This window comes from Actinoplanes sp. NPDC026619 (assembly GCF_040638295.1).
GTDB lineage: Bacteria > Actinomycetota > Actinomycetes > Mycobacteriales > Micromonosporaceae > Actinoplanes.
The window spans coordinates 154847-169140 of the sequence record NZ_JBEZYA010000004.1 but is presented as its reverse complement, the minus strand read 5'-3'; the positions used below and the strand labels follow the sequence as shown (position 1 = coordinate 169140).

The window sequence follows — 14294 nt, the reverse complement described above, 5'->3', positions numbered from 1 at the left end:
GCGGCCGTAGCATTCAGTCATGACTGATACGGGAACGACCGCGCGCGCCGGTCTCCCCGAGCGACCGTCGCTTGACGGGCTCGAGGAGAAGTGGGCGCGCCGCTGGCAGGAGGAAGGCACGTATGCGTTCGACCGCTCGAAGGAGCGCTCGGACGTATACGCGATCGACACCCCTCCGCCGACCGTATCGGGCGAGCTGCACATGGGGCACGTCTTCTCGTACACGCACACCGACACGGTCGCGCGGTTCCAGCGGATGCGCGGCAAGACCGTCTTCTACCCGATGGGCTGGGACGACAACGGGCTGCCCACCGAGCGCCGGGTGCAGAACGTCTACGGTGTCCGGTGCGATCCGACGCTGCCCTACGACCCGGAGTGGCAGCCGCCGGCGAGGGTTGGCAAGGAAACCGTCTCGATCTCACGGCGCAACTTCGTCGAGCTGTGCGGCCGGCTGACCACCGAGGACGAGAAGGCGTTCGAGGAGTTGTGGCGGCGGCTCGGCCTGTCCGTCGACTGGAACCTGACCTATACGACGATCGGCGTCCGGGCACGGGCGGTCTCGCAGCGGGCGTTCCTGAACAATCTGGCGCGCAATGAGGCGTACACGGCCGAGGCGCCGACACTGTGGGACGTCGGGTTCCGCACCGCCGTCGCCCAGGCCGAGCTGGAGGACCGGGAACGGCCGGGCGCCTACCATCGGCTGCGTTTCCACAGCGCGGACGGCCCGGTCGAGATCGACACCACCCGGCCGGAGCTGCTGCCGGCCTGCGTCGCGCTGGTCTTCCACCCGGGCGACGAGCGCTACCAGCACCTGCTCGGCAAGACGGTCCGCACGCCGTTCTTCGGTGTCGAGGTCCCGGTCTACGAGCATCCGCTGGCCGCGCCCGACAAGGGCACCGGCATCGTGATGGTCTGCACGTTCGGCGACCTGACCGACGTCACCTGGTGGCGCGATCTGCAGCTGGAGACCCGGGTCGTGCTGGGCCGCGACGGCCGGTTCCTGCCGGACCGCCCGGCCGGGGTCCCGGCGGCGGCCTATCAGCCGTTCGCCGGCCTGTCGGTCAACGCGGCCCGGCGAGAGATCGTCCGGCTGCTGACCGAGGCGGGCGACCTGCTCGGCGAGCCCACGCCGATCACGCACCCGGTGAAGTTCTACGAGAAGGGCGACTCACCGCTCGAGATCGTCACGAGCCGGCAGTGGTTCATCCGCAACGGCGGGCGCGATGCCGAGCTTCGCGATCGCATGCTGGCCCGCGGCCGGGAGCTGCGTTGGTTCCCCGAGCACATGCGACACCGCTACGACCACTGGGTGACCGGCCTGACCGGGGATTGGCTGATCAGCCGGCAGCGGTTCTTCGGCGTGCCCGTCCCGATTTGGTACCGGCTCGACAACGCTGGCGAACCGGACTACGCCCAGCTTCTCATACCGGACGAATCGTCGTTGCCGGTTGACCCGTCGTCGGAGTGTCCGCCGGGGTTCGACGAGTCGCAGCGGGGCGTCCCCGGCGGATTCACCGCCGACCCGGACGTCATGGACACGTGGGCCACGTCGTCGCTCACGCCGCAGATCGTCGGCGGCTGGCACGACGACGAAGACCTGTTCCGCCGGGTCTTCCCGATGGATCACCGGCCCCAGGCCCATGAGATCATCCGGACCTGGCTGTTCTGCACGGTCCTGCGCGCCGACCAGGAAAGCGACGTGCTGCCCTGGCACCACGCGATCCTCTCCGGCTGGATCCTCGACCCCGACCGCAAGAAGATGGCCAAGTCCAAGGGCAACGTCGTCACGCCGCTGGCCCTGCTCGAGCAGAACGGCTCGGACGCGGTCCGCTACTGGGCGGCGAACGGCCGGCCCGGCGCCGACCTGGCCTTCGACCCGGCGCAGATCAAGGTCGGCCGGCGACTCGCGACCAAACTGCTGAACGCGTCGAAGTTCGCGCTCGGCCTGGGCGCGGCCGCAGCACTGCGTCAGCCGGTCACCGAGCACCTCGACAAGGCGATGCTGAACCGGCTGGCCGACGTGGTCACGGCGGCCACCGAGGCCTTCGACCGGTACGACCACACCGAGGCGCTCCAGGTCACCGAGAGCTTCTTCTGGACGTTCTGCGACGACTACATCGAACTGGTCAAGGAACGGGCGTACGCGGAAGGCCCCGCCTCCGACTCGGCGCGGGCCGCCCTGGCCGCCGGCCTCTCGGTGCTGCTGCGGCTGTTCGCCCCGTTCCTGCCGTACGTCACCGAGGAGGTCTGGTCGTGGTGGCGGTACGGCTCGGTGCACAGCGCGACCTGGCCGACGAAGTACGAGCTGACCCGGGTCGCGCCCGAGGGCGATGCCGGCCTGCTCGACCTGGCCGGCGAGGCGCTACGGCAGGTCCGGCGGGCCAAGTCCGACCGGAAGCTGTCGATGAAGGCCGAGGTGCCACTGGCCGAGGCGCTCGGCCCGGCGGCGATGCTCGACCGGCTCGCCCTGATCGAGGGCGACCTGCGCTCCGCAGGCCGGATCGGCAAGCTCGACCGCCTGCCCGACCGCACGCCCGAGCTGGTCATCGCCTGCGCGTTCTGAGGCACCCGCCCGGGTTCCGGCAAACACCGGAACCCGGGCGGCGCCGCGGGGCAGCATGAAAGGCATGTCGATCGCGCCCGAGCAGGTCGAGGCCCCGGCCACCGACGCCGTGCTCTTCCGGTCCTCACCGTGGCGAACGTTCATCGCCATCTTCCTGCTGCTGATGGTGTCCTTCGGGGCGGTGTCGCCGATCGTGGCGCTCGCCGTCGGCGGCACCGGCAACCCGTGGTGGCAGACGTTCACCGAGGCCGGCGTGATCAGCGCGCTGGCCGCCGGCGGTTACGCCTGGTCGACCCGCGGCTCCCTGACCACCTGGGTGCGGATCTCCTCGGGCGGCCTCGAGGTCGCCGCGCAGGACAGCGACCCGATCTTGCTCACCTGGCCGGACATCGAGACCGTGGTCGTGCGCCGGCAGGGCATCCGGGCCGTGCTCGAGGTCACCCCGATCGACCTCGACCGGGTGCACCCGGTCGACGACGAGGGCCCGGGCGCCCCGGCGATGACCGACACCGGCGACGGGCCGGCCTTCACCGCCGATCTGAGCGAGGTGTGGCCGGGCCCGCGCGCCCTGCGGCGCGAACTGGCCCGGCACATGCCCACCAAGCCGGTCGCTTAGCCCGGCAGTCCGGGCCGGCACCGGCCCCGTGCCGCAGCCATCGCGGCCGCCGGGACCCCGCTAGGTGCGGCCGCCAGGCCAGCGCCAGGTGCGACCAGGGGCTGAGCGCGGCTAGAAGTCGCCGCCGTCGAAACCGCCGCCGCCGTCGAAACCGCCGCCACCGTCGAAGCCGCCGCCACCGTCGAAGCCGCTGAAGTCGTTGTCACCGGCGAGGTCCTGGCCGGCGTCCTGGAAACCGTCCTGGTATCCGTCGCCGTAACCCATGTCGCCGAAGCCCGGTGAGAACAGCGCGTCGAAGATCAGCATGCCGCCGAGGACACCGGCGCCGGCGCCGAGCGCGGTCTTCCAGACGGGCGTCGAATACCACCCCGCCGGGACCGGGCGGCCCTGCACGCGGCCACCCGGGTAGTAATACGGGGTGTCGGCACCGGGCTGCGGGCCGGCCTTGTAGCTGTGCCCCTGCACGTTGACCTCGCGCTCCTGGGTCAGCTGCCCGACGCCCTGCGCACTGGCCAGCGGCGGCAGCTCAGGGCCGGGGTCGAGGCCCATCGCGACGCGGGCGGCCCGCACGTATTGCAAACCCTCCAGCGCCGACTCCCGGGCGAGCGCGAACTGGTTGACGGTGTTGGCCTGCTGCAACTGACCGCCGGCCGCGTTGTAACGCTCGCTCGCATCGGCCAGCGCCTGCCGGGCGGCCGCGTCGTCGGCGTGCAGGTTCATCACCTGGCCGCCGAGCCGCTCATACCACCGCTGTGCGTCGGCCCGGGCGTCCTCGAGCCGGGTGGCCTGCGACGCGGCACCGTTGCGGCGGGCGAGCAGGACAACGAGGAGGACGACGATGACGATGCCCAGGATCAGCAACACACTCATGTTCCAAAGGTACCCTCGCGGTTCTTGTCGTACCGGTCTGGCAGTCTTCGATGGTGACCGTCGCAACGCTGGCTGTAGTGCTCATCTGTCTGGCGGTCGGTGTCGCCCTCGGGTGGCTGGCGGCGCGCATGCGGGCGGCGGCCGACATCGCGCGGCTCGAGGCCACCGTGCAGGCCCACCGCGACGGGGAGGAGCGGCTCGAGCAGTCGTTGCGCGCGCTGTCCTACGAGTCGGCGGCGCAGTCGCAGGAGTCGGTGGCGCTGGCCGTGGCGCCGCTGCACGAGACGCTGCGCCGTTATGAGCGCCGGGTCGGTGAGCTCGAGCGCGACCGGATCGACGCCTATGCCGAGCTGCGCGAGCAGGTGCGGGCCATGGGCCAGGTCTCCGGCGAGCTGCGCACCGAGACGAAACAGCTGGTGGCGGCGTTGCGGGCGCCGCAGGTTCGGGGCCGCTGGGGTGAGCACCAGTTGCGCCGGGTGGTCGAGGCAGCCGGCATGCTGGAGCACTGCGACTTCGCCGAGCAGGTCACCGGCGTCACCGACCAGGCCGGTGTGCGGCCCGACCTGGTGGTCACGCTGCACGGTGGCCGCAGCGTGGTGGTCGACGCCAAGGCCCCGCTGGATGCCTATCTGACCGCCGCCGAGGCGCGCGACGAGCGCACCCGTGACACGCACCTCGCTCAGCACGCCCGGCATCTGCGCGGGCATGTCGACGCGCTGGCGAGCAAGGAATATTGGACCGCGTTCGACCAGTCCCCCGACTTCGTGGTGCTGTTCGTGCCGGCCGACCCGTTCCTCGACGCGGCGCTGCAGCAGGACCCGACGCTGATGGAGCACGCGTTCCGCCGCAACGTCGTGCTGGCCACTCCGGCCACGCTGGTGGCGATGCTGCGCACGGTGGCCTATTCGTGGCGGCAGGAGGAGCTGGCCCGCAACGCGGTCGAGGTGCACGCCCTGGCGCGGGAGCTCTACGGGCGGCTCACCACGCTCGGCGACCACGTCGGCAAGCTGGGCTCGGCGCTGGGCGGGGCGGTCACGGCGTACAACCGGGCGGTTGGCTCTTTGGAGTCACGCGTGCTGGTCAGTGCCCGCAAGCTGGCCGAGATGGGCGTCTCGCGTCAGGAGCTGCCCACCCCGCCGCAGGTCGAGATCGCGCCGCGCCAGCCGCAGTCCCCGGAGCTGTTCGAGCAGATCAAGCCTTAGCGGCGGCGGCTGCGGCCTTCATGTCGCGGCGCAGCTCCTGCGGCAGCGAGAAGGTGAGCCGCTCCTCAGCGGTGGTGTACTCGGTGACCTCGCCGAAACCGCGCGACGCCAGGTGCCCCAGCACGTCCATGACCAGGTCTTCCGGCACGCTGGCGCCGGAGGACACACCGACGGTGGTGGCGCCGGCCAGCCACTCGTCCTGGATCTCGGAGGCGTAGTCGACCAGGTGGCCGGCTCGGGCGCCGGCGTCGACCGCCACCTCGACCAGGCGCACCGAATTCGACGAGTTCTTCGAACCCACCACTATGACGACGTCGCAGTCCGGGGCGATCTCCTTGATCACGTGCTGGCGGTTCGACGTGGCGTAACAGATGTCGTCGCTCGGCGGCGACATCAGCAGCGGCAGCTTGGTCTTGAGCCGGGCCACCGTCTCCATCGTCTCGTCGACCGAGAGCGTGGTCTGCGACAGCCAGACGACCTTGGCCGGGTCGCGCACGACGACCTTGTCGACCGAGTCGGGGCCGTCGACCAGCTGGATGTGCGCGGGCGCCTCGCCGGCCGTGCCGACCACCTCCTCGTGGCCCTCGTGGCCGATGAGCAGGATGTCGTAGTCGTCGGCGGCGAACCGCTTGGCCTCGTGATGGACCTTGGTGACCAGCGGGCAGGTGGCGTCGATCGCCTTGAGGTTGCGCGCCTTGGCCTGCTCGTGCACCTCGGGGGCGACGCCGTGCGCCGAGAAGACGACGGTGGACCCCTCGGGGACCTCCTCGTTCTCCTCCACGAAGATCGCGCCGGCCGCCTCGAGCGTGCTCACCACGTGTTTGTTGTGCACGATCTGCTTGCGCACGTAGACCGGGGCGCCGTAGAGCTTCAGCGCTTCCTCGACGGTCTGCACCGCCCGGTCGACGCCGGCGCAATAGCCGCGCGGCTTGGCCAGCAATACACGCTTACGAGCTTCGGTCACCCGGCCATGGTACGTGGGTCTTCCACCCAAAGACCGGCGTGCGACCGGCGCCACAGCGGGGGCCGGAGCAGCGCGAGAGGACGATCGTCGATGAGAGAGCCATACTCGTCCGGTGGCGGACGACGTATTGACTGACGAGAAAGCCGGCCGCTGGACGGCCGCGGGGCGGCTGGCCCGCTGGCTGCTGGGGGCGTTCTCCCTGGTGGGCGGCCTGACCTGGATCCTGATCACCACGCACGGGGTGACCGACCTCGTGGTCGGCCTGGTGCTGGCGGTGGCCGGCCTGGTGCTGCTCATGCCGCATCGGATCCGGCTTCCGCGCCGGCTCACCGCACTGGTGATGATCGGCTTCGCAGTGATCGGCACGGTGGTCGGCCTGATCGTCCTGACCGAGCGCAGCGGATCGTTCGCCTACGCGGCCGACCGGGGCTGGCCGTTCACCTGGATCCAGCGGTACGCCGTGGCCGATGACGCCGCGACCGCACGCGGGCTGGCCGATTCCGCGAACTGGACGGTCGACTTCGTCTCGCTGACCGCGAATCTGGTGCTATGGGCGTACATAGGCATGTTGCTCGTGGTGATCGGTGTGCTGGTGCGGCGTGGCCGGAGCGGTCGGTAGGTGCCGCAGGCCTGATTCGGCCGAATTAGGCCGCTTTTGCGGCGATACTCGGTCGCATGCGCGACGCCCGGGCCGAAGAGGATGAACAGGGCCTGCCGTCCTATCTGATCATGGCTCGGCTGCTGTTCGGCTGGGCCCTGCTGGCGCTGGGTGTGCTGAACCTGGCGATGGGCCTCGCCGACGCCCGCTACCTCGTCTTTCACGTGGTCGCCGTGATCGGCGGCGGCACCCTGCTGTCGGCCGGGATGCTGCGCAAGCGGCCCGGGCCGGCCGCCTGGCTGGTCGGCGGCGCGGTCGCGGCGGCCGGCCTACTGATCAGCGCACTGCCGCGCACCTCGGCGGCGGTCTGCTGCCTGAGCGGCTACGACAAGCGGCACGGGTTTCCGTTCATCCTGCTGGCGGAAAAGTCCGGGCACTGGCACCTGGACGGGCTGCACATCGTCATCGATCTGATCTTCTGGGCGTGCATCGGGATGTTCGCGCTGCTCGGGTTCACCGCGGCCGCGCCGGAGCGGCAACCGGCTGCGGTTCCGGCGCCGCAGCCGACCACGATCGGCCGGCACGCGGAGCCGGCCGCGACCGCCGGCCACGCCGAGCCGGCCCCGGCTCAGCCGCCCGCCACCGCCCGGCACGCCGAACCGCAGCCCGGGACGGTGGACGGCGAGAATGTCAGAGGTCTTCCGTAGTCTGGCCGGGTGAGTGACCCCGATCCGACGCCGAAGAGCCCCGAAACACCGCGGAGCTCGGCCGACGAGCCGTGGCCGGTGCGCGTCGTCAGCCAGAAGGTCGGGGCCTGGATCGCGAAGCTCGGCTGGGTGTGGGTCGACGGCCAGGTCGCCCAGATCAGCCGGCGCCCCGGCTCGGCCGTGGTGTTCCTGACCCTGCGTGACCCGTCGGCCGACCTCAGCCTCACCGTCACCGCCCACCGCGACGTGCTCGACGCCGGCGCCCCCGAGCTGGCCGAGGGCGCCCGGGTGACGCTGCACGCCAAGCCCGAGTTCTATCCGGCCCGCGGCACGCTCAGCCTGCGTGCCGACGAGATCCGCCAGGTCGGCCTGGGCGAGTTGCTGGCCCGCCTCGAGCGGGTGAAAAAACTGCTGGCCGCCGAGGGTCTGTTCGCCCGCGAGCGCAAGCGCCGGCTGCCGTTCCTGCCGCAGCGGATCGGCCTGATCACCGGCCGGGCCAGCGCGGCCGAGCGCGACGTCCTGATGAACACGCGACGCCGCTGGCCGGCCGTCGATTTCCGGGTGATCAACGTGCCGGTCCAGGGCCCGACCGCGGTTCCGCAGATCATCGACGCGCTCAAGGTGCTCGACAACGACGACACCATCGACGTCATCGTGATCGCCCGCGGCGGCGGCAGCGTGGAGGATCTGCTGCCGTTCTCCGACGAGGCGCTGTGCCGGGCGGTCTTCGGCGCCCGCACCCCGGTGGTCAGCGCGATCGGCCACGAGACCGACGCCCCCCTGCTGGATTACGTCGCCGACCTGCGCGCCTCGACGCCGACCGACGCGGCCAAGCGGATCGTGCCCGACCTCGGCGAGGAGCGGCAACTGATCGAGTCGGCCCGGCGCCGGCTCGACCGCGCGGTGCTGACCCTCATCGACCGCGAGCAGCACCGCATCGAGGCGTGGCGCTCGCGGCCCTCGCTGTCCCGGCCGGAGCTGCTGATCGATCAGCGCGCGGCCGACGTGAGCGCGCTGCGCGACCGGGCCGTGCGCAACCTCGAGCACCGCGTGCGCCGCGCCGACGACGACCTGCGGCATACGGTGGCCCGGCTGCGCGCGCTGTCGCCGGCCGCCACCCTGCAGCGGGGCTACGCGATCGTGCAGCGCGCCGACGGCCACGTGGTCCGGGCGGCGAGCGATGTGAAGACCGACGACATCCTGCGGGTGCGGCTGGCCGACGGCGAGCTGCACGCGAAGGTCGAGGAGAGCTGATGAGTGACGACACGCTGAGCTACGAGCAGGCTCGCACCGAGCTGGCCGGCGTGGTGGAGCGGCTCGAGCAGGGCGGCAGCTCGCTGGAGGAGTCGCTGGCGCTGTGGGAGCGCGGCGAGAAACTGGCCGACGTGTGCCAGCGCTGGCTCGAGGGCGCCCGCGAGCGCATCGACGCGGCGAAGGCCGCCCGCGAGGTCGGCTAGCCGTTGAGCTTGGCGTAAGCGGAGGCCGGCAGGTCCTCGATCCGGCCGGCCGGCTTGGTCTGGGGCTTCTGCTCGTCGTAACCGGAGACGGTGAAGACCCATCGGCCGGCCAGCGCGTCGCCGGCCGCCGGTGCGTCGATGTCCAGCTCGGCGAGACGGCCCTTGCTGTCCAGGTTCGCGGTGAACGGGAGCGCCGAGGCGGCCTTGCCCATCGCCTTGATGGTGGCGTTGTCGAGGAACCCGTTCGGCGACTGCACCTTGCCGCCGTCGATGGTGCCGGTGACGGTCTTCGCGTCGCCCTGCGCATCGGTCACGGCGGCGAAGAGCGCGTCCAGGCCGACCACGTCCGGGTCGGTGAGCTCGAGATCGAGGTCGCCGCCCTCCTGGATCTCGCTGGAGTCGACGTGGAACCAGGTGTCCGCGCCGGCGCCCGGCACGATGCCGGCCGACGACCGCACCCAGCGGTCCGGCTCGGCCAGCACGATCTCGAACTTCTCGTCGTGGGCGTCGATGGTGACCTTGGCGCTTTCGCTGGGCAGGTGCACGAAGCCCTCGGCGGTGAAGGCCGGCGAGGCGACGACGAAGGTGTAGTTGCCGGTCTGCAGCACGGTCGCGGCGGCGACCAGGGCGTCCATCGCCTCGGCCGGCGGCCCCGAGCTGGCGATGCTCACCACCTCGGCGTTGTTCGTGTCCTTGCTACAACCGCCCAGCAGCAGGACGAGGGCAGCTGCGGCGGCAGCCGCCCGCAACGTCGTCATGTCGCGGCAGCGTAGATCTACCCCAGAGCCGTCGCCAGAGCCTGAAGGTTGGTCATGTCGGTCTTACCGACGATCACAATCGTCCGCTTCGGTGAGGCGAGCACCAGCGCCTTCTCCCCCGGCCGGGCGTCGTAGACGGTCCACACCCCGTCGTCGGTGCGGAAGTTGCCGAGCGCCTTGGCGTCGCCGCCGAGCTCGCCCGGCAGCAGCGAGGCGGCCGGCACGCTGCTCTCCACCAGCTGGATCGGGTCCTTGTCCGGGTCGGCATAGCCGATCCGGAGCGTGGCCCCGTCGGACTGCCGCCGGAAGTTCGCGCTGGAGGGGTGCCAGTCGTCGCCGAGGCCCTGCGGCGCGATGACCGGGAAGGCGCCGGCCTGCTGGGCCTCCTGGATGGCGGCGCTGGGGTCGATGGTGACCGGCGCGTCGCCGCTGAGCAGCGTGCGGTAGAGGATCAGCAGCAGTGCGATCGGAACGAGCAGGACGGCCAGCGACATGATCATGTCGCGCGGCGAGCGCTCCTCGCGGCGACCCAGCCGCGTGGGCTCGTCCGCTACTTCCGGTTCGACGTGCGATGCGGGATCCACGCACCCATTGTTAACCATGTCGCTGGAACGGGACTTTGCGCATCCGGACATGTGAGGATCGGATGATTACCAGCCCCGCAACGTCGCGAGGAGGCGTTTTCATGCCTGCCCGGTTTCCCCAGGATCTCGACCGCAACATCGCCCTCGACCTGGTCCGAGTCACCGAGGCGGCCGCCATGGCGGCCGGTCGGTGGGTGGGTCGCGGCGACAAGAACGGCGGTGACGGCGCGGCCGTCGACGCGATGCGCAAGCTGATCAATTCGATCCAGATGCGCGGCACCGTGGTGATCGGCGAGGGCGAGAAGGATGAAGCCCCGATGCTGTTCAACGGGGAGCGGGTGGGCGACGGCACCGGCCCCGAGGTCGACGTGGCGGTCGACCCGATCGACGGCACCACCCTGATGAGCAAGGGCATGCCCGGCGCGGTGGCGGTGCTGGCGGTCGCCGAGCGGGGCGCGATGTTCGACCCGAGCGCTGTCTTCTACATGGAGAAGATCGCGGTCGGCCCGGACTGCGCCGACGTGATCGACATCAACGCCGGCACGACTGAAAATCTGCGCCGCATCGCCAAGGCCAAGCGCTCGAGCATCTCCGACGTGACGGTCTGCATCCTCGACCGGCCACGGCACGCCGCGCTGGTCGAAGAAGTACGCCAGGCCGGCGCGAACATCAAGTTCATCTCGGACGGCGACATCGCCGGCGCGATCTCCGCGGCCCGGATGGAGTCCGATGTGGACGTGCTGATGGGCATCGGCGGCACGCCCGAGGGCATCACGGCCGCGTGCGCGCTGAAGTGTCTCGGCGGCATGATCCAGGCGAAGCTGTGGCCGCTCGACGACTCCGAGCGGGAGAAGGCGCTGGCCGGCGGGCACGACCTCGACCGGGTGCTGACCACCGACGACCTGGTGACCGGCGACAACTGCTTCTTCGTAGCGACCGGGGTGACCTCAGGCGACCTGCTCAAGGGTGTCCGTTACCGCGCCGGTGGCGCGCACACCCAGTCGATCGTGATGCGTTCCAAGAGCGGGACGATCCGGGTGATCGACTCGTACCACCGCCTGGAGAAGCTCGCGCTCTATTCCGCGGTCGACTTCGACGGCCACCTGCCGACCGTCCCGATGGGCGAACCGGTTCTCTAGACCGGCCTACGCGGGCGGGGAGGGCGCGGTCGCGCCCTCCCCCAGCGCGCGCCGCAGCAGCGCCTTGAGCTGCGCGATCTCATCAGGATCCAGAGCGGCCAGGGACTGCCGCTCCGCTTCCGCGTGCACCCGCGACCCGTCGCCGAGCACCTGCCGCCCATGCGCGGTCAGGTGCACCAGGTTGCGCCGGCGGTCCGCCGGATCGGGCCGGCGCTCCACCAGGTCTTTGCGCTCGAGCGCGTCGACGAGGTCGACCATGGTGGTGCGGTCGACGCCGAGCCGGCTCGCGGCCTGCTGCTGCGCGAGCGGCTCCGGGCCGCCCAGAACGGTCAGCACGGCCAACTCCCGCCCGGTGATGCCGAGCGGGGTGAGCGCCGCCCCGGTGCGCTCGGTGAGCGACGCCTGGACGTGTTTCAGCAGATAGCCGAGCCGGTCATGAAGCACCCGCACAGAATATCGCGCTGCGCGGATAGTCAGTCCGACTGATAATCAGCTAGCCTGCGGCTATGGGGAGACTGACGTTCGGCTGGAAAGCGTCCCAGCAACACTTCACCATCGACCGTTACCGCGAGCTGTGGATCGCCGTGGACCAGAGCGGCTTCGACAGCTGCTGGGTCTTCGACCACCTCCGCCCGATGGGCCGGGACCGCACCGGCGACCTCTTCGAGGCGTGGACGATCCTGGCCGCGATGGCGCAGGTCACGCGACGGGTGCGGCTCGGCACCCTGGTCACCGGAAACGGTTACCGGCATCCGGCGCTGCTCGCCAAGATGGCGTCGACCATCGACCACCTCTCGGCCGGCCGGCTCGATGTCGGCCTCGGTGCCGGCGGCGATCCGGTTGCCGATGCGATGGTGGGCCTGCCGGAGACGCCGGCCCGGGAGCGCATCGAGCGACTCGGCGAGGCGGCACAGGTGCTGCGGCTTCTCTGGGACACCCCGGCGGCCGACTTCGAGGGGAAGCATTACCGGCTCGCCGGCGCGATCTCCGACCCGAAGCCGGTGCAGCGGCCGCTGCCGTTGTGGCTGGCGAGCAACGGTGAGCGATTCGGCATGCGGGTGGTCGCCGAGCGGGCCGACGGCTGGCTCACCGCGACGTTCGACGAGGAGCCAGGCGATCTGGTGCGGCTGATGGCGGTGCTCGACCGGCATTGCGCGGACGTCGGCCGCGACCCCGCGACCCTGCGCCGGGGCGTGCAGTTCCCGGTCGGCGCGAGCCCGGACGACACGCTGCGCGCGGCCGGGCGGTTCGCCGCGGCGGGCTTCACCGATCTGATCCTCATGCCCCGAGCGGGCGGCCTCGACCAGGCGCTCGAGCTGCTGCCGCGGCTGCGGGAGCTGGGCTGACCATCCTCAAAGGTCGGTCAGCGTGGTGGTGGTCGAGCTGGGCGTGAACGGCTGAAGCTTCACGCGCTTCGGCCGCTTGCGGCGGAACAGGATGGCCGCGACCACGCCGCCGAGCAGGCCGAGCAGGTGACCCTGCCAGGAGATCGGCTGGTCGGTCGGCAGGATGTTGTAGAGCTGGTACCAGTACAGCAAGCCGATGAACGCGGACACTCCCAGGTTCCACCAGCTGCGCTCGACCAGGCCGCGGGCCACCAGCAGGCCGAGGTAACCGAAGATGACGCCGCTCGCGCCGACCACCACGCTGTTCGGGTCGCCGACGAACCAGACGCCCAGGCCGCTGATCAGCATGATGACGAAGGTCGACCAGATGAACCGCCGCACGCCGCCGGCCAGCGCGAACGTGCCGACCAGGATCAGCGGCACGGCGTTGCCGTAGAGGTGGTCCCACCCGGCGTGCAGGAACGGGCTGAACAGGATGCCGTCGAGGCCGTCGAGGCGGTGCGGGATGATGCCGCCGGCCATGTCGAGCTGGCCGGAGCCGATGCCCTGGTCGATCGCCTCGATCAGGAACAGAATCGGAATGACGGCACACATCGTCACAAAAGCGCGCCCCAGCGAGGCGTAGAACGCATCGGTCCCGAATTTCGCCGCTTCTGACTGAGGGTCGGTGCCGCCGTAACTCATCGTTCGATGGTCCCAGGCGACGGCAACCCTCGCCAATGAAGTCAGCCCAGTTTGCGGGCGGCCGCGCGGATGTCGTCCCGGAACGTAGAGACCTGGGTGTAAACGCCCGGATAGCCGTCGCGGGCACAACCCAGGCCCCAGCTCACGATGCCGATCTGCACCCAGTCGCCGTGCGCGTCCCGGCCGACCATCGGGCCACCGGAATCGCCCTGGCAGGTGTCCGCGGTCTTGGAGCCGGCACAGATCGACTCCCGGGCCACCAGCTTCACGCCGGCCTTCTTGTACTCCGTGGCGCACTTGTCGTCGGAGACCGTGGGCACGGACGCGTAGTGCAGCCGCCGTTCCTGCTTCATCGAGTCCTCGCGGATCTGCCCCCACCCCATCACGATGAACTCGCCCTGGTCGGCGTCGGTGCGGCTGAGCGGCAGCACCGGCACGTCCAGCGCGTGGTCCAGCCGGATCACCGCCCAGTCGTCGCCGCGCGTCTCGTCGCGGAAGCCGGGCGCCCGGTACACCTTCACCGAGTGAGCGACGAGCGCGTCGGGGGACTTGAGGTCGACCGAGCCCGCGATCACCTTGATCTTCCCGGTGCTGCCGGTGCCGTCCACGCAGTGCCCGGCGGTGAGCACCACGCGGGGCGCGGTCAGCGCGCCGCCGCAGCCCATCGAGAGCCGGACCATCCAGGGGAACTTCCCGGGCGGGGCGGGCACACCGCCCACCACCTCGGTGACCGGTCGCGAGTCGCTGTCGGCGTGGGCCACACCGGCGACCGCGGCCAGCGCGGTCACGATGACACCAACAAGCAG

At 70.9% G+C, this 14294-nt stretch carries 16 protein-coding genes; 9 read left to right on the top strand and 7 right to left on the bottom strand.

Annotation, left to right across the window (positions count from 1 at the left end):
• Positions 1-19 precede the first annotated feature (19 nt).
• Positions 20-2563, top strand: a complete 2544-nt coding sequence (gene valS / locus AB0E90_RS11395; RefSeq protein WP_360402777.1) for a valine--tRNA ligase — start codon at positions 20-22, stop codon at positions 2561-2563.
• Positions 2564-2627: 64 nt separating this feature from the next.
• Positions 2628-3179 carry a hypothetical protein gene (locus AB0E90_RS11390; RefSeq protein ID WP_360402775.1) on the top strand — a complete coding sequence of 184 codons (552 nt, stop codon included), beginning with the start codon at positions 2628-2630 and terminating at the stop codon, positions 3177-3179.
• Positions 3180-3290: 111 nt separating this feature from the next.
• Here the strand turns inward: AB0E90_RS11390 and AB0E90_RS11385 are convergent, their stop codons facing one another.
• Entirely contained in the window at positions 3291-4049 is a 759-nt protein-coding gene (locus AB0E90_RS11385; protein WP_360402773.1) for a hypothetical protein, read from the bottom strand.
• A 50-nt stretch (positions 4050-4099) separates the two neighbouring features.
• Between AB0E90_RS11385 and rmuC the strand changes: the two genes are divergently transcribed.
• A complete protein-coding gene (gene rmuC, locus AB0E90_RS11380) occupies positions 4100-5251 on the top strand; it encodes a DNA recombination protein RmuC (RefSeq protein WP_360402771.1) in 1152 nt (383 codons plus the stop codon).
• On the opposite strand, the gene AB0E90_RS11375 is transcribed toward rmuC, so the two are convergent.
• Entirely contained in the window at positions 5241-6245 is a 1005-nt protein-coding gene (locus AB0E90_RS11375) for a 4-hydroxy-3-methylbut-2-enyl diphosphate reductase (RefSeq protein WP_360402769.1), read from the bottom strand. The two genes, rmuC and AB0E90_RS11375, sit on opposite strands and share 11 nt — an antisense overlap.
• A gap of 82 nt (positions 6246-6327) precedes the next feature.
• Here AB0E90_RS11375 and AB0E90_RS11370 point away from each other — a divergent pair, with 82 nt between their 5' ends.
• The 4 genes from AB0E90_RS11370 to AB0E90_RS11355 are packed head-to-tail and all read left to right on the top strand — an operon-like array spanning position 6328 to position 8977.
• The gene (locus AB0E90_RS11370) at positions 6328-6834 is read left to right on the top strand and encodes a hypothetical protein (RefSeq protein WP_360402767.1); all 507 of its coding nucleotides are present in this window, start codon (positions 6328-6330) and stop codon (positions 6832-6834) included.
• A 56-nt stretch (positions 6835-6890) separates the two neighbouring features.
• Positions 6891-7520, top strand: coding sequence for a hypothetical protein (locus tag AB0E90_RS11365; RefSeq protein WP_360402765.1), 630 nt, complete (start codon positions 6891-6893; stop codon positions 7518-7520).
• Between the two features lie 9 nt (positions 7521-7529).
• A complete protein-coding gene (gene xseA, locus AB0E90_RS11360) occupies positions 7530-8774 on the top strand; it encodes an exodeoxyribonuclease VII large subunit (protein ID WP_360402763.1) in 1245 nt (414 codons plus the stop codon).
• On the top strand, positions 8774-8977 hold the full coding sequence (locus tag AB0E90_RS11355) for an exodeoxyribonuclease VII small subunit (RefSeq protein ID WP_360402761.1): 204 nt from the start codon (positions 8774-8776) through the stop codon (positions 8975-8977). Before xseA ends, AB0E90_RS11355 begins: the two co-directional genes overlap by 1 nt.
• On the opposite strand, the gene AB0E90_RS11350 is transcribed toward AB0E90_RS11355, so the two are convergent.
• Positions 8974-9735 carry a hypothetical protein gene (locus AB0E90_RS11350; RefSeq protein WP_360402759.1) on the bottom strand — a complete coding sequence of 254 codons (762 nt, stop codon included), beginning with the start codon at positions 9733-9735 and terminating at the stop codon, positions 8974-8976. The two genes, AB0E90_RS11355 and AB0E90_RS11350, sit on opposite strands and share 4 nt — an antisense overlap.
• Before the next feature lie 17 nt (positions 9736-9752).
• On the bottom strand, positions 9753-10319 hold the full coding sequence (locus tag AB0E90_RS11345) for a DUF4245 domain-containing protein (RefSeq protein ID WP_360402757.1): 567 nt from the start codon (positions 10317-10319) through the stop codon (positions 9753-9755).
• Between the two features lie 101 nt (positions 10320-10420).
• Here AB0E90_RS11345 and glpX point away from each other — a divergent pair, with 101 nt between their 5' ends.
• A complete protein-coding gene (gene glpX, locus AB0E90_RS11340) occupies positions 10421-11458 on the top strand; it encodes a class II fructose-bisphosphatase (protein ID WP_360402755.1) in 1038 nt (345 codons plus the stop codon).
• A gap of 6 nt (positions 11459-11464) precedes the next feature.
• Here the strand turns inward: glpX and AB0E90_RS11335 are convergent, their stop codons facing one another.
• A complete protein-coding gene (locus AB0E90_RS11335) occupies positions 11465-11902 on the bottom strand; it encodes a MarR family transcriptional regulator (RefSeq protein ID WP_360402753.1) in 438 nt (145 codons plus the stop codon).
• Positions 11903-11964: 62 nt separating this feature from the next.
• Between AB0E90_RS11335 and AB0E90_RS11330 the strand changes: the two genes are divergently transcribed.
• Positions 11965-12804 (top strand): LLM class flavin-dependent oxidoreductase, encoded by an 840-nt coding sequence (locus AB0E90_RS11330; protein ID WP_360402751.1) that lies wholly within the window; start codon positions 11965-11967, stop codon positions 12802-12804.
• 6 nt (positions 12805-12810) lie between these two features.
• Here AB0E90_RS11330 and AB0E90_RS11325 read toward each other — a convergent pair whose 3' ends face one another.
• Both AB0E90_RS11325 and AB0E90_RS11320 read right to left on the bottom strand, forming a co-directional pair.
• Positions 12811-13488 (bottom strand): rhomboid family intramembrane serine protease, encoded by a 678-nt coding sequence (locus AB0E90_RS11325; RefSeq protein WP_360402749.1) that lies wholly within the window; start codon positions 13486-13488, stop codon positions 12811-12813.
• A gap of 41 nt (positions 13489-13529) precedes the next feature.
• Positions 13530-14276 carry a serine protease gene (locus tag AB0E90_RS11320; RefSeq protein ID WP_360402747.1) on the bottom strand — a complete coding sequence of 249 codons (747 nt, stop codon included), beginning with the start codon at positions 14274-14276 and terminating at the stop codon, positions 13530-13532.
• Between the last annotated feature and the right edge of the window lie 18 nt (positions 14277-14294).

What these genes read in the sequence shown, in the direction of transcription:
- valS (WP_360402777.1), top strand. Translation starts at nt 20, where the DNA reads ATGACTGATACGGGAACGACCGCGCGCGCCGGTCTCCCCGAGCGACCG.
- AB0E90_RS11390 (WP_360402775.1), top strand. Translation starts at nt 2,628, where the DNA reads ATGTCGATCGCGCCCGAGCAGGTCGAGGCCCCGGCCACCGACGCCGTG.
- AB0E90_RS11385 (WP_360402773.1), bottom strand. Translation starts at nt 4,049, where the DNA reads ATGAGTGTGTTGCTGATCCTGGGCATCGTCATCGTCGTCCTCCTCGTT.
- rmuC (WP_360402771.1), top strand. Translation starts at nt 4,100, where the DNA reads ATGGTGACCGTCGCAACGCTGGCTGTAGTGCTCATCTGTCTGGCGGTC.
- AB0E90_RS11365 (WP_360402765.1), top strand. Translation starts at nt 6,891, where the DNA reads ATGCGCGACGCCCGGGCCGAAGAGGATGAACAGGGCCTGCCGTCCTAT.
- AB0E90_RS11355 (WP_360402761.1), top strand. Translation starts at nt 8,774, where the DNA reads ATGAGTGACGACACGCTGAGCTACGAGCAGGCTCGCACCGAGCTGGCC.
- AB0E90_RS11350 (WP_360402759.1), bottom strand. Translation starts at nt 9,735, where the DNA reads ATGACGACGTTGCGGGCGGCTGCCGCCGCAGCTGCCCTCGTCCTGCTG.
- glpX (WP_360402755.1), top strand. Translation starts at nt 10,421, where the DNA reads ATGCCTGCCCGGTTTCCCCAGGATCTCGACCGCAACATCGCCCTCGAC.
- AB0E90_RS11330 (WP_360402751.1), top strand. Translation starts at nt 11,965, where the DNA reads ATGGGGAGACTGACGTTCGGCTGGAAAGCGTCCCAGCAACACTTCACC.
- AB0E90_RS11325 (WP_360402749.1), bottom strand. Translation starts at nt 13,488, where the DNA reads ATGAGTTACGGCGGCACCGACCCTCAGTCAGAAGCGGCGAAATTCGGG.